Annotated in this window: 13 protein-coding genes and 1 pseudogene; 7 read left to right on the top strand and 7 right to left on the bottom strand. The window is 41.9% G+C overall.

The window, feature by feature from the left end:
• Nucleotides 1-224 precede the first annotated feature (224 nt).
• Together LC608_RS01445 and LC608_RS01440 are read left to right on the top strand one after the other, a co-directional pair.
• Nucleotides 225-1,433, top strand: coding sequence for a hypothetical protein (locus LC608_RS01445; protein ID WP_229551830.1), 1,209 nt, complete (start codon nucleotides 225-227; stop codon nucleotides 1,431-1,433).
• A gap of 292 nt (nucleotides 1,434-1,725) precedes the next feature.
• Nucleotides 1,726-2,193, top strand: a pseudogene (locus tag LC608_RS01440) (ISAzo13 family transposase); the annotation flags it as partial.
• Here the strand turns inward: LC608_RS01440 and LC608_RS01435 are convergent.
• The 5 genes from LC608_RS01435 to LC608_RS01415 form a co-directional block, all read right to left on the bottom strand.
• Nucleotides 2,157-2,813, bottom strand: coding sequence for a DUF1361 domain-containing protein (locus tag LC608_RS01435; RefSeq protein ID WP_229551829.1), 657 nt, complete (start codon nucleotides 2,811-2,813; stop codon nucleotides 2,157-2,159). The pseudogene LC608_RS01440 and the gene LC608_RS01435 overlap by 37 nt on opposite strands.
• Nucleotides 2,814-3,254: 441 nt before the next feature.
• Nucleotides 3,255-3,731 (bottom strand): hypothetical protein, encoded by a 477-nt coding sequence (locus tag LC608_RS01430; RefSeq protein WP_229551828.1) that lies wholly within the window; start codon nucleotides 3,729-3,731, stop codon nucleotides 3,255-3,257.
• A 155-nt stretch (nucleotides 3,732-3,886) separates the two neighbouring features.
• On the bottom strand, nucleotides 3,887-4,651 hold the full coding sequence (locus tag LC608_RS01425; protein WP_229551827.1) for an energy-coupling factor ABC transporter ATP-binding protein: 765 nt from the start codon (nucleotides 4,649-4,651) through the stop codon (nucleotides 3,887-3,889).
• Nucleotides 4,652-4,680: 29 nt separating this feature from the next.
• On the bottom strand, nucleotides 4,681-5,334 hold the full coding sequence (locus LC608_RS01420) for an energy-coupling factor transporter transmembrane protein EcfT (protein ID WP_229551826.1): 654 nt from the start codon (nucleotides 5,332-5,334) through the stop codon (nucleotides 4,681-4,683).
• Nucleotides 5,327-6,250: an energy-coupling factor ABC transporter permease gene (locus LC608_RS01415; protein ID WP_229551825.1), complete on the bottom strand. Its 924-nt coding sequence runs from the start codon at nucleotides 6,248-6,250 to the stop codon at nucleotides 5,327-5,329. The genes LC608_RS01420 and LC608_RS01415 overlap by 8 nt, the downstream gene beginning before the upstream one ends.
• A gap of 1,054 nt (nucleotides 6,251-7,304) precedes the next feature.
• Between LC608_RS01415 and LC608_RS01410 the strand changes: the two genes are divergently transcribed.
• The 3 genes from LC608_RS01410 (at nucleotide 7,305) to LC608_RS01400 (ending at nucleotide 13,487) form a co-directional block, all read left to right on the top strand.
• Nucleotides 7,305-8,543 (top strand): glycosyltransferase, encoded by a 1,239-nt coding sequence (locus tag LC608_RS01410; protein WP_229551824.1) that lies wholly within the window; start codon nucleotides 7,305-7,307, stop codon nucleotides 8,541-8,543.
• A gap of 102 nt (nucleotides 8,544-8,645) precedes the next feature.
• On the top strand, nucleotides 8,646-10,499 hold the full coding sequence (locus LC608_RS01405; protein WP_229551823.1) for a glycosyltransferase: 1,854 nt from the start codon (nucleotides 8,646-8,648) through the stop codon (nucleotides 10,497-10,499).
• 459 nt (nucleotides 10,500-10,958) lie between these two features.
• Nucleotides 10,959-13,487, top strand: coding sequence for a mannose-1-phosphate guanyltransferase (locus tag LC608_RS01400; RefSeq protein WP_229551822.1), 2,529 nt, complete (start codon nucleotides 10,959-10,961; stop codon nucleotides 13,485-13,487).
• A gap of 326 nt (nucleotides 13,488-13,813) precedes the next feature.
• Here LC608_RS01400 and LC608_RS01395 read toward each other — a convergent pair whose 3' ends face one another.
• Complete coding sequence (locus LC608_RS01395; RefSeq protein ID WP_229551821.1) at nucleotides 13,814-14,122, bottom strand: hypothetical protein; 309 nt, start codon at nucleotides 14,120-14,122, stop codon at nucleotides 13,814-13,816.
• 443 nt (nucleotides 14,123-14,565) lie between these two features.
• Between LC608_RS01395 and LC608_RS01390 the strand changes: the two genes are divergently transcribed.
• Nucleotides 14,566-15,318: an alpha/beta fold hydrolase gene (locus LC608_RS01390; RefSeq protein ID WP_229551820.1), complete on the top strand. Its 753-nt coding sequence runs from the start codon at nucleotides 14,566-14,568 to the stop codon at nucleotides 15,316-15,318.
• Between the two features lie 714 nt (nucleotides 15,319-16,032).
• Here LC608_RS01390 and LC608_RS01385 read toward each other — a convergent pair.
• The gene (locus LC608_RS01385) at nucleotides 16,033-16,974 is read right to left on the bottom strand and encodes an N-acetylmuramoyl-L-alanine amidase (protein ID WP_229551819.1); all 942 of its coding nucleotides are present in this window, start codon (nucleotides 16,972-16,974) and stop codon (nucleotides 16,033-16,035) included.
• Nucleotides 16,975-17,628: 654 nt separating this feature from the next.
• On the opposite strand from LC608_RS01385, the gene bchH reads away from it, so the two are divergent.
• The gene (gene bchH / locus LC608_RS01380) at nucleotides 17,629-21,300 is read left to right on the top strand and encodes a magnesium chelatase subunit H (RefSeq protein ID WP_229551818.1); all 3,672 of its coding nucleotides are present in this window, start codon (nucleotides 17,629-17,631) and stop codon (nucleotides 21,298-21,300) included.
• Nucleotides 21,301-21,577: the final 277 nt, after the last annotated feature.

Genomic DNA, 21,577 nt, shown 5'->3' with positions numbered 1-21,577 from the left:
GAGTTGGCAAGAGTTAGCAAAGCTACTAACCCTCACCTTGCTAACCCGAAAGCATGGCTTTTTTGAATTCGCCAACACAGTCGTAGTTTACGCAAACACTTCTTTTCTGTCCAAAGTCCAATATTAATGGGCGTGTCTTCGCTAGATCTACCCCTTCTAAACGGTCAAGCTTTTTCTACCATTCGGCAGGGGCTTCAGCTTGGAAAATTTTTTACGATTGTTATGTGCAAAACCTGCCTTTATCTCTCTTTAATTTCACCTTAATAAATAATATGAGCTTCCTTTCGATCGAAGAACTGAAAGAACTCGTTGAACAGCCGCAAGGGCTATGTGTATCGATCTACATGCCGACCGCGCAGCTTGGGTCAGAAATTCAGCAAAACTCTGTCCGCTTTAAGAATCTCATTCGGCAGGCAGAAGCAGAGATAGGAAAATACGAATTGCCTTCGACTGATCTAGATCAATTTCTTCAACCCGCGATCGAGTTGGATGAAGATGACTTTTGGCAGCATCAGGACGCAGGTTTAGCTTTATTCATTTCAGAAGGATTCTTCCGCTTCTATCGTGTGCCGATCGACATAATTGAACTGGTGGTCGTGAACACTCGCTTTCATCTCAAGCCGTTAATTCCCCTGTTGAGCGGAGATAACCGCTTTTATATTCTCACGCTCGGTCAGCGCGATGTGCGTCTTTTGGAAGGCAATCGCTATGGCATGACGCGTGAAGTTGAAATCGAAGGCTTGCCGAAGAGTATGGATGAGGCCTTGCAGTATGACGAAGAAACGTCGAAAGATGAACAGCGACGCCAGGGCGCGGGTGCAGGTCGTTCAGCTTTGCAAGCGGGTGGTTCCTATCACGGACACGGCGGCGGGCGTGAAAACGTCAAAGAAGAGTTGCTGCGATATTTTTATCTAGTGGATAAAAGCTTGCATGACTTCTTTCGCAATCGTCGATCGCCACTTGTGCTAGCTGGGGTTAACTATTTACTGCCGATTTACCAAGAGGCGAATACCTACAATTTCATTGTGGAAGAAGGAATTCAACACAACACGAAGGAGCGAACAGCACAAGAACTTCATGCAGAAGCCTGGGCGATCGTGGAGCCGCTATTTCAAGCAGACCAGCAAAAAGCAATTGATTACTATCATGAGTCGATCGCCGCTGGCAAAGGATCAAACGACTTGGATGAAGTCATTCAAGGCGCGTTTTATGGTCGTGTAGAACAGCTTTTTGTTCCGGTCGGTGTGCAAAAATGGGGACATTTTGATCCGGACTCAATGGAGATTGAAAGGCACAATGAGGCTCAACCGGGCGATGAAGATTTGCTGAATGCAGCAGCAATTCAAACGATCTTTCATGGGGGAACGGTGTACGCCGTTGAACCAGGAGCAGTGCCGGATGAGGCACCTGTTGCAGCAGTCTTTCGCTACTAATTGGCCCAATGTTAGGTGGATGCCTAAGCCAGGAAGTCACCCTCCTGACTCGGCTACAAAACCGTGCATGAATCGTTAGATTCACACGGCTCCTCAATGACTTGGTGCTTGTCAAACACACCGATAAATTCCGAGTTAGAAGGGATTACCGTTGGGGACTTCCAGAAAATAAAATATACAGTTCCTAAGAATGATAATTATTGTTAGGGGATAGGCTACCGTTAGCAGCCTATCCCACCCCAATTTGTAGTAAATTCAATGATGATTCGATTTTGGGATGTTTCAGGTGTCAATACAACTAACGGATTCATTGAAAAACTTGTTGAAGGAAACTGCCAAGCGTAAATTTATAGCACAAATAGTTGCAGCATTAGGACACGGAGGACAGTTGAAAGCAGAGCAAGAGTTAGGATGGAATCGTGTCACAATTAGTAAAGGAATTAAAGAATTAACTAGGGGTATTACTTGTGTAGATAATTATCGAGGTCGAGGACGTTATAAAGCAGAATCACATCTACCAAATCTTTTATCAGATATCAAAAAGTTGGTTGATGGTCAAAGTCAGATAGATCCAAGTTTTAAAAGTCAAAGGCTCTACACGCGCCTGAGTGCTGGTGAAGTGAGACATCAATTAATTGAGAAATTTGGTTATGCAGATGAAGAATTGCCAACTTCAGAACCAATTCGTGTTAAGTTAAATGATTTAGGATATCGCCTCAAACATCAAATATTTGGCGTGTTAGAGTTTGCGCTTCCTGAGTTTACGCCTATTTTACTATCCCGTTGGCTAAGACCTAAAGTTACTCGTTTCATGATCCAGTACAAACCTGTAAGTACCACAAAGGTGATAGCAATAATTACTAGGGGTTGTTTCCCTAGAATTTCTTCTACCCCTTTGGTAAGCAAGGCATCAGGTTGAGTAATCAAATCCCAACTGTTGAAACGCAAAAATCGTCCCCAATAGACACCAATAGCGCACAGAAAATGTGTAATCAATTCAACGCGCCAAATCCATTGGCTCTTACCGATGCGATGTAAGTAGTAACCCCAATTAATTAACGATATTACATAAGCTTCAAATCCACCGATAATTACTAATAAATACAGAGGAATAAGTACTAAAGTAATCATCCACACCGATTGAATCTTTCGGATATCGTCTATCAGGTGAATTACATCAGTCAACAAATACGGTGCATTCGGTAAAAAAGCATAAAAAACTAAAAATCCTAGCCACCAAAGCCAAGAGCCACCACGCCTAAAGCGAAATAGCCACACACTCAAAGCTAAAGGTATAAAAGCCAGAAATAAATTCCAAGTCATCCAACTCATATTAATTCGTAATATCTGCACAACTCTGGCTATCAATTCTTCTTTCATAGGTGCTAACTCAGAAGACGTTTGATTGATCTAGATTCACTCTGTAGTGTTGATGTTAACCTTAGTGATTGACTGATAAAATTTTTGTACCCCCAAGGAAATTTATTTACTCCAAGACCAAACAAGGCTTTTGTGTCACTTAAAAGGAAATGCACACTTATATGTCTGAAATTTAGAGTTTTATGTCTTTCATACTGGGGAATAAATTTATCAATCAGCTGAAATCACTAGTATAGCCAGAAAATCATTAGGGTCAAATCTACTATATAAAGAAAGTCTGAGCGGCAAAAACGCTGCTGAAAACCTTCCTGTGGACTTTTTTTATGGGAATGTTGCCCCTGTCCTAACTATTATATTGATTTAATTTTGCCCTGCTAGAGTTCCAGAAGCATCCTAAAGTTTTTGCCAAGAGTGTAAAATACTTGTGCCCCATCAGATAGATTATTCTGGCTGGCTACAGTATTTATTCATCTGATTGACTAATGTATCCGACTGCTTGCCAAGTGCTGTAGCTGTTGTCAGTGCTGAGTCAATTTCATCTCTGGCCTTTTGGATTTTTTCTCTACCAGATGCCGAGGCATCTGCTGTTTTGGTCGCACCAAGCGCCCTAGCGGCTTTGGCTACCGCTTGACTAAGATTTTGAAAAATCTTGACAAAACCGCTTTGAAATTCTTTCAGCTTAGGATCTTTTAAATTCAGTTCCCTAATCGATTTAGTTACAAATTCTAAATCTTTAGATAGCTGTATGCTGGTAATCACTTGCGTTCCTTTATTTTTATCAATCAGAGAAGTTCCGGCATTTACAACTCGAACCAATCGCTGGCACTGGGAAACTTTATTTTCGCTGCAACTAGTAATGAATAAAACAATGCTTAGGCTAACAGAAGCAAGAACAGTATATTTATGTGAAACAGACATTAACACCCCAACAACAATAAAACCGAGAATAAGTATCCAATATTACGAGAAAACAAGGCAGAGGAGGCTATTGAGGAAAGAGAGTTATTAGTTATTGTTCAGTAATTCTTCTCTCTCCCTGCTCCCCCTGCCCCTCTTCTCCCCCTCATCTGGAATTACCAACCTATTGGCAAACCCAACTGGTCTAAAGTAGCACCATCTTGCAAAAGTGGCTGAATATTGCTGTCTATTTGAATGCGACCATTAGACAGTACTAAAGCGCGTTGAGTAACTCTGCCTAACCAATGTAGGTCATGAGAAGCAATTAACATCACCTGCACGGGTAACTTTAACAACACTTGCGCTAAATGCCGCCGCCATGCTGGATCAAGACCGTTAGTCGGCTCATCCAAAATTAAAATTGTCGGGTCTAAGGCTAAAATTGAGGCTAGGGCAGCCAGGCGTCTTTGTCCACCAGAGAGTTCGTGGGCGGAACGATTAGCGTAGGCAACGAGTCCAAAATCAGCTAATAACTGTCGGGCGCGATCGCTTGCCTCTGCTGGTGACATTCCATAGTTGCGTGGGCCAAAGGTGATATCTTCCAAGATGGTCGGCATAAATAGTTGGTCGTTGGCATCTTGGAAGCTAAAGCCGATTTGACGACGGACTTGGGGTAGAGTTTTCGGTTCTACTGGGATGCCATTAATCGTAATTTTGCCACTTTGCGGTTCTTTTAAGCCGATAAGGTTCTCTAGTAAGGTGCTTTTTCCAGAACCAGTTGCTCCCATCAACGCTACGCGATCGCCCGCATTTAAGGTAAAAGAAATTTCTTGTAATACTGGCTCTTGGCGGGAATAGGCATACGCTAAGTTCTCAACCTCAACTACGGCGGCGTGGGGATTATCGGTTGGTGATTGGGGATTAGAAGTTAAAGATTTCAAGATTCACAAACTCTATATTCACAACTGCACTAAACTCTGTAAGAAGCAAGAGTTACACAACTAGCGATCGCCCAAGCTGCTAGTATGGCAAAACGCTCTTTTGGTCTGAGGGTAGAATCTATGGGCAATTGCCCGTTGTAACCACGAGTTACCATTGCTGCATAGACTCGCTCTGCCCTGTCTAGACTACGGAGATACAAGGCTCCAATCATGGCAGCACTGGCGTAGCGCAGCCATGCCGCAGTTCCATTCAAACCGCGTAATTGAGCGCTACGCTGCATCCTCGTCACTTCTGAGAGCAAAATTTCCATATATTGCCCTGCTAATAACAAATTTTCTTTTAAAGGTCCTGGTACAGGTAAGCCTTTGAGGGCGATGCCGAAACTGTGGGGCGGTAAGGTTAACAAAAAACTATTCATGGTAACCAAACAAATCAGAGAACGAACTAGCAAAAAACTGGCTCGTTCCCATCCCAAGGGCAATGCCAGCAATGACAAAAAAATCAATTCTGTACCGAGTAATCCTCCCAAGCGACGAATGGGTACGCGCAACAGCCAAGCCCACAAAAGTGCGATCGCGCCATATACACCCAAGCAATACCAAGCATAATGCTTTAATAAAGCTGCTCCCACTACAATCACTAATGACAGTTGCAAACGTAACGGTAAGGAAAATTTAAGCATTCTTCGCTTTCACTACCTTGGCAATTCCAAAGGCAACAGCAAAGCAAACCGTAGCTCCTACAAGCCCAGCGATACTTGTGCCAATTGATCCTAAACCTTCAATACCATAGTCAGCTAAGGGAGTCGGCACAATTACCCGTACTTTACTGGCTAAGTCGATGAAGCCCGTGTTTTCGGCAACTTTCTCCAAACCATCAGGCCATGCTGAGGCAAAGAGTGACAGCACTCCTGCAATCAAGAAGATGGTGACAATGGGTACAGACCAACCGCGAAACTCCTGCTGTTCCCCTGGTAACAAATCTGGTCTGGCTGTGGCTAAATAAGTCAGCACACCCCCGGTAATTATCCCTTCGCCGATGCCAATCAGAATATGGACACCAGTCATAGCTGGTAAAACTATGGCTACGGGTGCAGTTCCTGAAAGGGCTAACTCAATGGCACAAACTACAGCCGCTACCACTACACTTACACCAGCTGCAATGCCAGCAGCTAAAGGTAACCGCCCTTTAGACCCCCCAAACAGTCGCTGCAAGGTTTGGGTTAAAACCCAGCCAACCCAAACACCAACTACTGCCATGTTCAAAATATTCGCTCCCAAGGCTGTAATGCCACCATCAGCAAACAGCACAGCTTGAATAATTAAAACTGTGGCGATACACAACGTTCCTGCCCAAGGACTCCCCAAAACGATCGCAGCTAAGGTTCCCCCCAATAAGTGACCACTAGTACCCCCTGCTACGGGAAAATTGATCATCTGGGCGGCAAAAATGAAGGCGGTAGTTAGTCCCAGTATGGGCGCACGACGGATACCAAAAGCCTCCTGCGATCGCTCCAAAGCAATAAAGAGTGCTGCTACACTCGCTAAACCAGTAGCCCCTGCCACTGGAACAGAAACAAATCCATCAGGAATATGCATGATCTACCCTGTACAATAGACGTTTATTTACTCAATACAAGCAATAAAACAAAGGCATTAAATTAATAACAAACAAAATTTTCACCTTTTTTGCAATGCCCTCTTGGGGGACTTTATGCTGTTACTTTCGAGATATTTACTATCCAATCGCTGCTAAATAGTATACTCATTTCGTATTTTATTAATTTTTGTTAACTTTATTTATATATATATCGCTAAATGTTGATAAATTCTTGGAAAAGTCGAAAAAACTTGACTTTAATAAGGTAACATGCATTTATTTGCAGATTCTCAATCGCCAAAAGTCTGGCTAGGATTGCCTTTCTTTTCTACGAAACGCTATGCGAATATTTGGAGTTGCTTTGCTGTTCTTACGCTTGAGATATAGTTATCAGAGCAGTTTTTATTTAAAGCACATCTATCGTAGGGACACAGCATTCCAGTGCCCAAAAGCGCAAGTTTATTCACTAAATTGTCTTGATATTTATCTGGAATCAAGAAGAATTCCGAAGTCAGAGTTCAGGATTCAGAATGCAATTAGCTCTTGATTCGGATTTACCACTTTTTTGTTTACTACCAATTTTAAGATTTTGTGAACTAGTACTTAGTGAGTCATTAAAAGCTCGTATAGTTAGCCTAGCACCGAATATATCATAGGGTGCATTACAATCTCCGTAACCTACCCTACAGCTACTACCACGGATGATTTCGGATTGGGACATTAGACCTACTAATACTCAGAAGTCCTCACATAGCATAGATAAACAGTATATTTGCTGACTCAGCTAACTAATGGTACAGTATTGATTGTTTATATAAAAAAGTTTTATACTTTCATAATTATACCATAAAATTGAGTGGTTAAATGTAAAGTTTAGATGAAGTTTAGGAAAATATTTTGAATTGAGGCGCGGAAATTACTAAACTTTTCAAAACAGTTAACTGCAATAAAAGTATTCATCAATTAACTAACCAGGTTCAGTCAATCAAGCCAGCAGATGTTCGGCTTTGTTTCTCTCGGTTTTTACACATCCTTCTTCTGTAAGGTGAAATTATGAAGCCAAACTCATCCAACTCGCTGTTAACAGTACCAACTGGGCCACTAAAGATTTTAGATCTGCCCCCTAACGGTGTAAGTATAAGTGGTGAATCTATCCATCTTTCTCTAGTAATTCCTACTTATAAAGAACGTGAAAACATCAAGAATGTGGTCAACATATTGAGTCAGTTACTGGATGAATCTATTCCAGGACACTATGAATTGATTGTGGTAGACGATGATAGCCCAGACCGAACTTGGGAAATAGCACAATCCTTGACGACAGAATACCCTCAGTTGCGGGTGATGCGACGCCAACAGGAACGGGGGCTATCCTCTGCGGTGATTCGTGGGTGGCAAGCAGCCACAGGGAATGTTTTGGGGGTGATTGATGGAGATTTGCAGCATCCACCAGAGGTGCTGATGCAACTATTGCGTAGTATTGAGGAGGGAGCAGATTTGGCAGTAGCCAGTCGTCATGTGGACGGAGGGGGTGTCAGTAGCTGGAGTGTTGTTAGGCGTATCTTGTCTCGTGGCGCTCAATTATTGGGTTTAGTGATCTTACCGGGGGTACTGGGAAGAGTTTCCGACCCCATGAGTGGTTATTTTATGGTGCGCCGGAGTGCGATCGCAAATGCAACACTCAATCCAGTTGGATACAAAATTCTCCTAGAAGTAATCGGACGGGGAAAAGTAGACCAAGTTGCCGAAGTTGGGTATGTGTTCTGTGAACGCAAAGAGGGCGAGAGTAAGGTGACATGGAAGCAATATATAGATTACATCCACCACTTAGTGCGATTGCGGCTTTCCACAGGGAAAGTAGGACGATTGCGTAGAAAAGTCAATTTCCCCATCGGTCGATTTATCCGTTTTGGGTTGGTTGGCTTTAGTGGTGTGTTTGTGGATTTAACAGTGTTTCACTTGCTGCGTACTGTAATTCATTTAGGTTTAACTCGCAGTACGATTCTTTCAGCCGGAGTGGCAATCGTAAATAATTTCCTATGGAATGATGTATGGACTTTTAGTGATATTTCTCAGGGGCAACGTGCTTTGCATCAACGTTTCAAGCGATTCTTGAAGTTCAGTGCGGTCTGTTTGGCAGGAGTTATATTACAAGCTCTAATAATTAACTTTCTCTATAATGTCTTGGGTACAAATCAGTATTTAGCTAAGTTGATAGCGATCGCAGTTGCTACCGTCTGGAATTTCTGGATTAATTTGAAACTTAGCTGGCGCGTCACTGATGTGAAATAATCACAACGAGGGATTTGAGATTTTGATTTTTGTTCTTAGACTTTAGAACGAACTAAAATCTAAAACGTCAAATCTACAAGTCCATTCGTGCGAGGCCCGGCAATGAGAGCTTTTTTCCAAGGTGCATTTGATTTTTACAGAAAAATTATCTCGTTGCTACCTGTCTATGCTGCCCGTTTCCTGCCCATAGTAGATGCAAAGTCTACAGATGCAAAGTCTACCTTACAACGCAAATATTGGCATAATTGGCAGTTTCGCCTCCCTCCTTGCTGGCTTCACCCATTGCTGAACTTAATGTGGTTGATCATCGGCATTAGTTTACGTCTAACCAACTTAACTACAAAGCCTCCTTGGACTGATGAGTTTGCCACCTTGGTGTTTAGCTTGGGGAATACTTTTTTATCAGTACCCCTAGATCAAGCGATCGCGCCTGATATCCTATTGCAACCACTGCAACCAAACCCAGCAGCTAGTATTGGTGATGTGGTTCATAACTTAGCTACACAAGATAATCATCCACCACTGTATTTTGTGCTGGCTTACCTGTGGATGAAATTATTTTCCAGCGACGGAGGCTTAGTATCGCTGTTTGGGGCGCGATCGCTACCAGTTATATTCGGTGCTGCTTCCATACCGTGCTTTTACGTCTTAGGCAGAGTAGCATTTCGCTCGAAATTAGTGGGGCACTTGACTGCTGCAATGATTGCAATATCACCTTATGGCGTATTTTTAGCACAAGAAGCGCGTCATTACACTTTAGCAATCTTATGGGTAATTGGTTCTCTCACCTGCTTAGTAATTGCTACACGTCATATTCAAAACCGTACACCTTTACCTATATGGGTAGCACTTTTATGGGTAGGAATTAATGCTTTAGGTTTTGCTACTCATTATTTCTTTAGCCTCACCCTCTGCACAGAAGCCATAGTTTTGATTTTTCTTGCTTGGCTTCAATTCCAGACTAGCAGCAAATTTTCTCTTTTCTTCTCTCCTCCTTGGCGGCGCATATATGCCGTTATTGTAGGTACTTGTGTGGCGGGTTTAATTTGGATACCAATCTTATTAGAAAATAAAAATCGTGGTGTTTTGACCGAGTGGATTCGAGGTTCGCGCGTTGGACTAGATTGGTTAAGCCCCATTTTTCAAGCTTTAGGAACATTGATTGCAATGATTTCCCTATTACCAGTTGAATCTTCACAGCTATTAGTTGTGATTCCTTCTGGAGTGGTGATGTTGACTTTTTTTATTTGGGCAGTACCAATTTTGCTGCGTGCAATCAAGATTCAACTACAGCACTCAGAAAACCGGATTATGATTCAGGTGTTTGCTGGAGTAGTGAGCAGTGCAATCGCTTTATTCTTTATCTTTACGTACTTTTTGGGTATTGACCTGACTCGAGGTGCTAGATATAACTTTGTTTACTTTCCCGCGATCGTTGTTTTACTAGGGGCAAGTCTCGCAGTTTGTTGGCATCCCCCCAAGGAAATAAAAGGCATAGGTAAATGGGGAATAAACGGTAAAAAAGCCGTGATGTTAATTTGGCTAATGGGATTTTTCAGTGCAGTTACAGTAATCTGCAATCTCGGCTATCAAAAATATTATCGCCCTGATCTGTTTGTGCAACTGATTCAACAAACATCAGCCACACCAGTACTAATTGCCGCCACCCACAGAACTTATGTACACACTGGGGAAATGATGGGAGTCGCTAGGGAGATTAAACTTGCCAATTCACTCCAAAAACCTCTGTTTCTCCTCGCTCATCAAGACAAAGACCCGAATACTTCCACCATTGCTCTGGAAAATACTTTAAATCAATTACCACGACCTTTTGACTTGTGGCTGGTAAACTTTCACGCACCAGTAGCAGAAGCCGTCAAAACCTGCGTTATCCCTGATACTCAATCAATGCCTAGCATAGATGGCTACGAATATAAACTTTATCATTGTCATTGACACTCCCCGCTCTAAGGTGGGGAGCGGGGAGTGGGGGAGGCAAGGGGAGCAGAGGGAGCAGGGGAGGCAGGGGAAGCAGAGGAGAATATTTAATAATCAATACCCCATGCCCAATCTAGTACAGTGGGGCGAAAATCAAGCTACCATTTTAAAACTTGCAAAACTCAGAACTTGCATCAGTCCCGACGACCGCCTCAGAATGAATTCTGAGGCTTATAGCTAAAGTCTATCTATTCAAGACTGAGTAAAGGTTGTAGTCCACGCTTAGTTCAAGATATTGCAAAAGCCTTGTACAAAACTTTTGACTTTTGAATGTGTGACTTTTGACTCCGCCCTGCGGTAATGCATCTTGTGGAAGTTCCTCAAATATCGATATCCATAGCAGACTAGAGAAAGAAGAAGAAAATATATCTGACAGGTTTTCAAGCAGCTAAGGCTGTAATTAGTTAAGGAGGATTTATGCGTGCAGTACTGATGGCGGGGGGTTCGGGAACGCGGCTTCGCCCGTTAACTTGCGATCTGCCTAAACCGATGGTGCCGATCCTTAATCGACCAATAGCCGAACATATTATCAATCTCCTCAAACGACATCAAATTACAGAAGTTATTGCGACCTTGCATTATTTACCTGATGTCTTGCGAGACTATTTTCAAGATGGCAGTGATTTTGGCGTTCAGATGACTTATGCCGTCGAAGAAGATCAACCTCTGGGTACAGCAGGCTGTGTGAAAAATATTGCTGAACTTCTTGATGAAACTTTTTTAGTCATTAGCGGCGATAGCATAACAGATTTTGACCTCACGGCTGCGATCGCATTTCACAAACAAAATAAGTCGAAAGCTACTTTGATTTTGACCAGGGTTCCCAACCCGATTGAATTTGGGGTGGTGATTACCGATGAGGAAAGACGAATTAGCCGATTTTTAGAAAAACCCTCTAGTAGTGAAATTTTTTCCGATACCGTTAACACTGGCACTTACATTCTCGAACCAGAAGTTTTAGAATATCTGCCAGCAAATATTGAATCCGACTTTTCTAAAGACTTATTCCCCTTACTATTAGCAAAAGATGAGCCAATGTATGGTTACATTGCTCAAGGTTACTGGTGCGATGTTGGTCACTTAGATGCCTATCGGGAAGCTCAATATGACGCTTTAGATGGGAAAGTGCAATTAGATTATGCCTACAAACAAGTTTCTCATGAGTTATGGGTAGGTCAAAATACTTACATCGACCAGACGGCTGTGATTCAAACCCCAGTAGTAATTGGTGATAATTGCCGCATCGGCGCAAGAGTCCAAATTGAGGCAGGAACTGTAATTGGCGATAATGTCACGATTGGCGCTGATGCGAATCTCAAACGTCCCATAGTGTGGAATGGGGCATTTATTGGCGATGAAGCACATCTTTCTGCTTGTGTAATTTCCCGTGGCGCTCGTGTAGACCGCCGCGCCCATGTATTAGAAGCTGCTGTTGTGGGTTCGCTTTCCACGGTGGGAGAAGAAGCTCAAATTAGCCCCGGCGTGCGCGTTTGGCCCAGTAAAAAGATTGAGTCAGGGGCAGTTTTAAACATTAACTTGATTTGGGGAAATACCGCCCAACGGAATTTATTTGGGCAACGTGGTGTGCAAGGATTAGCTAATATCGACATCACGCCAGAATTCGCCGTGAAATTGGGATCTGCTTACGGTTCTACCTTAAAACCTGGTTCTAAAGTAACAGTTTCGCGTGACCAGCGTAATGTCTCTCGGATGGTGACGCGATCGCTTATTGCTGGTTTGATGTCAGTAGGTATTGATATTCAAAACCTCGATGCTACAGCTATCCCCATTGCTCGCACGGTTATACCCACAATGTCGGTAGTTGGTGGTATCCATGTGCGGGTACACCCCGATCGCCCTGACTACATTTTGATTGAATTCATGGATGCCAAGGGCATTAATATCACCAAAGCCCTGGAAAAGAAAATTGAAGGGGCTTACTTTAAAGAAGATATGCGGCGGGCGCTAATTCATGAAATTGGCGATGTATCTTATCCTAGCCAAGTCATGGATCGCTACTGTACTGCTTTTGAGAAACTGTTGCATGTTCATACACTCCGCAACAGCCGCGCAAAAGTTGTGATTGACTATGTTTATGCAGTATCGGGGGCAGTTTTACCTCAAATGTTGGATAAATTTGGTGCTGATGCAGTAGTACTGAATGCCAGTGTCAATAAAACGGCGATGTCAATCACCGATCGCGAAGGACTGCTGACTCAGTTAGGTCATGTAGTGGAGGCATTGAAAGCTAACTTTGGTGTGCAAGTATCCGCTAATGGAGAACAACTAATTTTAGTTGATGAATCAGGCTACCCAATTCGTGGGGAAACTTTAACTGCACTGATGGTAGACATGATATTAACCGCTAACCCCAGAGGAACAGTAGTTGTACCAGTTCATGCTTCCAGTGCTATTGAACAAGTCGCCCGCCGCCACGATGGCAGAGTGATTCGCACTAAAGCCAACCCCACAGCTTTAATGGAGGCTTGTCAAAAAAATCCGAATGTGGTTCTAGGAGGTAGTGGAGAGACTGGTTTTATTTTCCCGCAACTGCATCCGGGATTTGATTCTATGTTCTGCATTGCGAAGATAATCGAGATGTTGACTATACAGGAGCGATCGCTTGCTGCTGCGCGGTCAGAATTGCCCCGTGTAATTCACAAAACTTATACAATACGCTGCCCGTGGACTGCTAAAGGTGCTTTGATGCGTTACTTGGTGGAAACTCATCCAGCCCAAAACCTAGAACTCATCGATGGAGTGAAAATTTGTCAGCCCTACGATGATAGTTGGCTGTTAGTTTTACCTGATGCCAGCGAACCACTGGTGCATTTGTATGCAAATAGCAATGATCGCGAATGGGTAGATGAGACTGTGAGAAACTACCGCACTCGTGTACAGACTTTTGTGGAAAGACAAGAAGAATATCAACCCGCCGAAGCGTAATTTGTAATTCGTAATTCGTAATTGATTCTTTAATTACGAACTACGAATTATATTGACCAGTCACTTAACTATCGGAAGAAAACTAGGCTTTCACATTTGCCTCTGTAGTTTACTTAAAATATTAAAAATTAACCAAAAATATAGGTAATTTATATTTATAAATTATTCAATTTAAAATATTATCAAATATAGCAATCATATCATAATTTAGTTAGATCCCCGACTTTTTAATGAAGTCGGGGATCTTGACACCGCGAATTTTTACAAATTAAATATGATTCCTATGGGTAACCCCCCCAGGATGCTTTGAGAAGGGTTAAAAATTATTATTGAACATTCGGACATTCAGGTAAATTCTTACCAGCGTATTTGCAATCAAAATAAATTAAAGCTTCTCTAGTAGAGGTGAATGCTCTACTTGTGTAGCGTGGGTTACTATTTGGACTTGCTTCATATAACCAGACTTTCAAATAGTAGCGACTATTATCATCAGTAGACCATAATTCATAACGGTAATCACCTCCTGAACCCTGATTATTTAAATAGTCAGCTAGTACTTTATTAGATGCAGACAACAAGCTCAACACAGCCATAACAGGAATTACAGCTACTTTTAGTGTTTGGATGAATTTCATAAATGCACAAAAAATTTACTTTCTCTAGCTTCTTTTACCGATATATGTTTTGAAACCAGTAATAATTCGGAATATTGTGTGAGCATATCGTAAGCCACTTACAAGAAGTTGGGATGGAATGAAGCGCCGCCTGCCTTTTCGATTTGTTTCCTGAAATACTTTACAAAATTTAACTTAAACTAAATGATAAAAACTTTCAATAACTCTGGTAGGATATCTTCAGGCTTATTGAGATAGATATTCATTAAGTGAAAATATATTTCAACAAGGCAAATAGGTATTTTGGCGATCGCAAAACTATATATGAGGTGAAAGTATGTCGAAAAAAAATCGGTCTGCTACGGTACTCAAATTAAGGTTCTTGAACCCACGGAGGTGGGTTTTGTTTGTGTAGACTCGGTTTCTAACCGCCGAAATTGATAATTTAGAAGTTATAGGTATTTATGTCTGATTCATTTGATGTTCTGTGGTTAAATGCCAGTCCTATTTTGAAGCGTTTTGATAAACCATTACTTGAATATTTATCTGGGTATATGAGAATCGCCCAGTGGGAATACCAGCAAACCAAAGATGAAGCCAGTTCCATAGATCAAGCTGTGGAGTTGCTATATGAGTTTTTAGAATGGCGGGATCGCCCCGTGCATTTGGCAGGTCATGGTATGAGTGGTGCGATCGCCTTAAGCTTTGCTCGGCGATTTCCGCAAAAAGTGCGATCGCTCACTCTGCTGGCTGTAGCTGCTCAACCTGCAAACAATTGGCAAGCTCACTATTACTTTCAAAGACAACTTTTTAGCATCAGCCGTGAACTAGTTTTAGCAAGCAGCGTTCGCAGTCTATTTGGAAATCAACCGCTTCATACCACTAAAAAGTTAGTAGCTGCCTTAGATAAAGATTTAGAACAATCTCCCTCGTCACACTCTTTATTTAAGTTGGTTTATTTACCCAAGGGTGGAGTTTCTATGCCAATGATGGTATGTGGTAGCAAGAGCGATCCAGTAGTCAACCCAACTGTATTGCATGACTGGTTGAATTGGTTGAAGCCAGAAGATAAACTCTGGGAATGCCCAGAAGGATATCATTTTTTTCACTATTTCTATCCTCAACAGGTTGGTGAAGAGATTTTGAGTTTTTGGCAACACCACCATCCGCATCCACTGGAAGCATCTGCACTATCTTTTAGCAGTTCTACAAATTAGTAACTTTGAGGTGCGATGCCTACGACGGGCTACGCTTACGCTTGACTTTTAAAACAGTCGCTACAATTATCCTTAAGTGAAGATTAGTAATCAGTTAGCCTGGAAGGTGGTAAAAGTTCAATAATAAAAAAGATTGACATAGCCATTTTTGGTTTCTCAATCCCATAACCTTACTCCCATTCTACAAAAATTATGCTATTCGCACTTGTAGGGAATTGGCTGTAGTGGCTCTTTGAGATCCTGGTTTTTAAATATTGAAGCTTTCAGCTACTCTAAATAAGAGAAAAACAGCTTTTTAGCTCGTTCACTGATTAGCGCTGAACCAGGCGTTATATGACATAAAAAATAAATTTGAAAACAGAAAAATTGTGTTTCCTTATACAAAAAAGTAGTAACAATTGTTATAGGCTTGAAAAGCGCTTTACTTTTATACTTTTGGCGAAACTTCACCGCCAAAAAAGCACCAGAGCGGTAGGAAATTACTTGTGGATAAGTACGATTGATAGTTATCAAACGTAAACTTAGTTAAGTTGAACATATTTCTGTCAGCAACATAAGTAACTTCCTACGCCCTGGTTATTTCTCTTATTTAATGAAAGCCATCCTGCAAGGGCGTAGCTATAGACTGATTTTTCGGTAATAACCAATCGTATAAGTTCGTAGTAGGTGCTTCAGCGTTAAAGCGCCAACTACGAACAATGCCTACCCCTCAATCTAACCAATTAATTTCTGCCAGCTAGCAGGGCCGACAATCCCATCAACATCTAAACCATTTTGCTTTTGAAAGTTCTTAACTGTAACCTCTGTTTGCGACCCGTAGACGCCATCATTCTCAACACCTAAACGGTATTGCAAGTATCTGACAACTGCACCACCAGCATGGTTTGCTCTGATAATTCGTTTTGCCAAAATTAGATTTATGGCATTCCATGTAGTTGAGTCAGCAATTCCAGTCCCTTGAACTCCAACAATAGTCTGAAATTTTTCTACGGCAGATTTGGTGTTAGCTCCGGTGAAGCCATCTTCGACTAACGCCTTACCATTTCTATCAGTTATTTTGAGTCGATTTAAGGATTTTTGCAGTCTGAGAATAGTGGCATCTGCATTATCTTCTTCATCTTGTACAGGGTTAACAGGAACAGTGGGCAATTTACCAGTTAAGCCTTTGACGATCGCATTAGCCATTGCTTCAGGATTATAAAGATTCATATCTTTTTGCGAATCGACGAAGCAACCTTCTATCAAGATAGCAGGCATATCTGTATTTTTCAGAACAAACAAGTGGGAACCACTTTTAACACCGCGATTAAAAAATCCCAACTTGACGATTTCATCTAATACAGGTTTAGCGATTTTTCTGCCTGTATCGCTAGTTGCAAATACTTCTGTGCCATTAGCTTGATTGTTAAAAGCATTAAAATGAATTGAAACAAAAATATCAACTCTACTCGCATTAGCTGTAGAACATCTTTTTGAGAGTGAGTCACGGACTGTACTAGCACTACTTGGTTTACATACTACGACTTCATTTCCTAAAGCTCTTAACTTAGCTATAACTCTATTACCTACATCTAGAGTTAAATTATCCTCAATTTTGATGCCTCTGGCTCCTGTGTCTGGTGGACAATTGTGCCCACTATCAATTCCAAATTTCATAATTTAATCCTCAAATTACTGATTTTGATACTGTTTCAAAACTCTTCAACTTTCAGAGAAAAAGTTTTGTTAATAAATTTGTTTAGCTGCTTTCTGGGGATGGTCGCATTATTTTTACCATTAATATCCTGGTAAATAAAATAAGTTTTTTGCGAACTTTTTAAGCAGGTTTTATATGGTAAAGCCCACTTTTTACAAGGTTTATTGTAAGAAAAAATACAACCCTCATAATTTATCAAAATCGGAAAGATTCCGGTGATTGTTGCAATAAATTGAAATGCAGCAATTACCCCCATCCTTAAAATAATAACGCTTCATAAAAGTAGAAGGCTATGACAAATGTACCTAGTACCGCAAAGCGGAAGTTAAAAGTCACGCCTGCTTTAATTTTAGGCTTTCTGCCTGTAATGAAATGGTAGGTTTATTTGTGCCAACCTGTATTACTGCAAGAAGGCACAGGGGTAAAAGCAAGAAAACCGATAGCATCGGCTTTTGACTTCCCCGAACGCGTGCAGCGTCTCCAAGAGTTGGGGCTGACTTTTGCCTTACGGTACTAGTACGGCTAAATGACCAAAATCTGCTGGTAGATATTTAACAATCAGCCTGAAAGCAGGTTTAAGATCAAAGTAAAGAAATATTTCGTAGCTTACAGGCATGAAACGCATCGTCTTGGTTGCTGGGTTTGAATCGTTCAACGCTGATTTGTATAGAAAAGCAGCTTTTTTGGCTAACTCTCGCTGTCCTGAGTTGGATATTCGGGTATTTAGCGATCGCGATCTTACCAGCATTCGTGCTGAGGTAGAAACAGCACTAGATGGCGCTGATGTGTTTTTCGGTAGCCTCCTATTTGATTATGACCAAGTTGTGTGGCTGCGCGATCGCATTGCCAAAATTCCCATTCGCCTAGTGTTTGAGTCAGCCTTGGAATTGATGAGTTTAACCAAGTTGGGTGACTTTGCCATTGGCGACAAACCCAAAGGAATGCCCAAACCAGTTAAATTCATCCTTGACAAATTTAGCAACGGACGAGAAGAAGACAAACTTGCTGGTTACATTAGCTTCTTAAAGATTGGCCCCAAACTACTGAAATATGTCCCAGTGCAAAAAGTCCAAGACTTACGCAACTGGTTAATCATCTATGGTTACTGGAATGCTGGCGGCCCAGAAAACGTAGCTTCATTATTCTGGACACTGGCAGAAAAATACTTAGATTTAAAAGTCGGCGACATTCCCCCGCTAATTGAAACCCCCAACCTCGGATTACTTCATCCCGACTATCAAGGGTTTTTTGAATCGCCCCGCGAGTATTTAGAATGGCATAAAACCCATTGTAGAGACGCGATTCATCGCGTCTCCCCAAATCACGTCTCCCCAGTTGTTGGAATTCTCCTCTACCGAAAACACGTCATTACCAAACAACCCTATATTCCCCAACTGATTCGCAGTTTTGAAAAAGCTGGGTTAACTCCTTTGCCTATTTTCATTAATGGCGTGGAAGGACATGTGGCAGTACGAGATTTGATGACAACCGACTATGAAATTCAGCAACGACAACTAGGCAATATAGAAACTCCCTCACTATCAAGTGAAGCAGTAAAAGTAGATGCGATCGTTTCGACAATTGGCTTTCCTCTCGTGGGTGGCCCGGCTGGTTCAATGGAAGGCGGCCGTCAAATAGAAGTAGCAAAACGTATCCTCACTGCCAAGAATGTACCTTATATTGTTGCTGCACCACTATTAATTCAAGATATTTCCTCGTGGACGCGCCAAGGTATCGGCGGCTTGCAAAGTGTAGTGTTGTATGCGTTACCAGAATTGGATGGGGCTATTGATACCGTTCCCCTCGGTGGTTTGGTGGGCGAAAATATTTATCTGGTTCCCGAACGAGTGCAGCGATTAATTGGTAGGGTAAAAACTTGGGTGGCTTTGCGGCAAAAACCTGCATCGGAACGTAAGATTGCCATTATTTTATATGGGTTCCCACCGGGTTATGGTGCTGTGGGTACAGCTGCATTATTAAATGTGCCACGTAGTCTGCTGAAGTTTCTCCATGCACTCAAAGAACAAGGCTATATCGTTGGAGATTTACCCGAAGACGGGGAAGAATTGATTCGCTGGGTGAAAGAGGCGGATGAAATCGATGATACAAAAAATATTCCCGCGTCTGTTAACGCCCGTACTTTAGAAAAATGGTTGGGATATCTGCAAACCTCCCGCATCGAAAAACAGTGGAAATCTCTCACGGGGACTGGTATTAAAACTTATGGTGACGAATTCCAGATTGGCGGTGTGCAATTAGGAAATGTGTGGATAGGTGTACAACCACCTTTGGGGATACAAGGCGACCCGATGCGCTTAATGTTTGAACGAGATTTAACACCACATCCACAATATGCTGCTTATTATAAATGGTTACAAAATGAGTTTCAAGCTGATGCTATAGTTCACTTTGGAATGCATGGGACAGTAGAATGGTTGCCTGGTTCTCCGTTGGGTAATACGGGTTATTCTTGGTCGGATATTCTGTTAGGAAATTTGCCTAATCTATATATATATGCGGCGAATAATCCCTCTGAATCGATGTTGGCGAAACGTCGCGGTTATGGTGTATTAATTTCCCATAATGTACCGCCTTATGGTCGCGCAGGTTTATATAAGGAATTGGTGGCGTTGCGTGATTTGATTGCAGAGTATCGGGAAGATCCGCAAAAGAATTATGTGCTGAAGGAAGGGATTTGTAAAAAAATTGTGGACTCTGGGTTGGATGCAGATTGTCCGTTTGAGGATGCTAAACGGTTGGGTATTGCGTTTACTCCGGAAAATATTCGGATGTTTAGCGGTCATGCTTTTGATGATTATTTGGTGGAGTTGTATGGATATTTGCAGGTTTTAGAAAATCGGTTGTTTTCTTCTGGGTTGCATACGTTGGGGGAAGCACCGAATGAAGAGGAATTAGGATCGTATTTGGAAGCTTATTTTGGCGATGAGAAAGGAATACCTAAAGAAAGAGAAAAAGAAGAAAGACTAATAAGAGGTTTGTTAATGCAATCTACGGATGAGTTAACGAATTTGTTAAGAGGGTTGAATGGGGAGTATATTCCGCCTGCGCCTGGTGGAGATTTGTTGCGAGATGGCGCTGGTGTGTTACCGACTGGGAGAAATATTCATGCTTTAGATCCTTATCGGATGCCTTCACCTGCTGCTTATGAACGGGGACGGGAAATTGCTCAAAAAATTATTGCCCAGCATTTGGATGAATATGGAAAATATCCAGAAACGGTGGCGGTGATGTTATGGGGATTGGATGCAATTAAAACTAAGGGTGAATCTTTGGGGATTCTTTTGGAGTTGGTGGGGGCTGAACCTGTTAAGGAAGGAACTGGTAGAGTTGTTCGTTATGAATTAAAGCCATTGGCGGAGGTTGGACATCCCCGCATTGATGTGTTGGGTAATTTGTCTGGAATTTTCCGGGATAGTTTTGTAAATATCATCGAATTATTAGATGATTTATTTCAACGGGCGGCTGATGCTGATGAACCGGATGATCAAAATTTTATTAGAAGACACGCTTTAGCTTTGAAAGCCCAAGGTGTAGAGAATGCATCAGCGAGATTGTTTTCTAATCCGGCGGGTGATTTTGGTTCTTTGGTGAATGATAGGGTAGTTGATGGTAACTGGGAATCTGGTGAGGAGTTAGGCAATACTTGGCAAAGTCGCAATGTATTCAGCTATGGGAGAGAAGATAAAGGTCAAGCTAGACCGGAAGTTTTGAATACTTTGTTAAAAACTAGCGATCGCATTGTTCAAGAAATCGATTCGGTAGAATATGGTTTAACTGATATTCAAGAATATTACGCCAATACTGGCGGTTTGAAAAAGGCAGCAGAAAAACAAGGCGGTAAGAAGGTTACAACCAGCTTTGTAGAAAGTTTCTCAAAGGATACTACACCCCGCAATTTAGATGATTTGCTGCGAATGGAGTACCGCACTAAGTTGGTAAATCCCAAATGGGCGCAAGCGATGGCAAATCAAGGTTCTGGTGGTGCTTTTGAAATTTCCCAACGGATGACGGCGTTGATTGGTTGGGGTGGTACTGCCGATTTTACCGATGATTGGGTTTATGACCAAGCGGCTGATACTTATGCCTTAGATGCAGAGATGGCGGATAAATTGCGTAAGGCAAATCCGGAAGCTTTTCGCAATATTTTAGGGAGAATGTTAGAGGCACATGGGCGGGGTTTCTGGGAAGCCGATGGTGATAAGTTAGATAAATTACGGCAATTGTACGAGTTGACAGATGAGGAGTTGGAGGGTGTGACGGTTTAAGAAATAAATGCGTTAATAAGCTTTAACGCATCACTGTTAAAATAGCTAACTACTATTAAAGTTATTGTGTCTTGAGATAATTAAACTAGAACTCTGGCATTTGCCAGTCTTCAGCTTCAGTATGAATCATATTACCGTTTTGCTGAAAATCATGATTCGCTTGTGCATCTGCGATGTTTGATTCACATACTCTTGTTAATATTGAATCAATCAGTTCTAAGCAATCTTTTGGATTTCACGTTGTAGCGCTCTAAATTGTCATAGAGCTATGCACAAC

The sequence above is a fragment of the Nostoc sp. XA010 genome (assembly GCF_020829625.1).
Lineage (GTDB): Bacteria > Cyanobacteriota > Cyanobacteriia > Cyanobacteriales > Nostocaceae > Nostoc.
The sequence above is the reverse complement of the archived record's forward strand: the minus strand, read 5'-3'. Positions and strand labels throughout refer to the sequence as shown.

Bases quoted from the DNA above. Each gene is read 5' to 3' on its own strand.
- LC608_RS01405 (WP_229551823.1), top strand. From the start codon at position 8,646: ATGAGAGCTTTTTTCCAAGGTGCATTTGATTTTTACAGAAAAATTATC.
- LC608_RS01410 (WP_229551824.1), top strand. From the start codon at position 7,305: ATGAAGCCAAACTCATCCAACTCGCTGTTAACAGTACCAACTGGGCCA.
- LC608_RS01430 (WP_229551828.1), bottom strand. From the start codon at position 3,731: ATGTCTGTTTCACATAAATATACTGTTCTTGCTTCTGTTAGCCTAAGC.
- LC608_RS01390 (WP_229551820.1), top strand. From the start codon at position 14,566: ATGTCTGATTCATTTGATGTTCTGTGGTTAAATGCCAGTCCTATTTTG.
- LC608_RS01435 (WP_229551829.1), bottom strand. From the start codon at position 2,813: ATGAAAGAAGAATTGATAGCCAGAGTTGTGCAGATATTACGAATTAAT.
- LC608_RS01400 (WP_229551822.1), top strand. From the start codon at position 10,959: ATGCGTGCAGTACTGATGGCGGGGGGTTCGGGAACGCGGCTTCGCCCG.
- bchH (WP_229551818.1), top strand. From the start codon at position 17,629: ATGAAACGCATCGTCTTGGTTGCTGGGTTTGAATCGTTCAACGCTGAT.
- LC608_RS01395 (WP_229551821.1), bottom strand. From the start codon at position 14,122: ATGAAATTCATCCAAACACTAAAAGTAGCTGTAATTCCTGTTATGGCT.
- LC608_RS01420 (WP_229551826.1), bottom strand. From the start codon at position 5,334: ATGCTTAAATTTTCCTTACCGTTACGTTTGCAACTGTCATTAGTGATT.
- LC608_RS01385 (WP_229551819.1), bottom strand. From the start codon at position 16,974: ATGAAATTTGGAATTGATAGTGGGCACAATTGTCCACCAGACACAGGA.
- LC608_RS01415 (WP_229551825.1), bottom strand. From the start codon at position 6,250: ATGCATATTCCTGATGGATTTGTTTCTGTTCCAGTGGCAGGGGCTACT.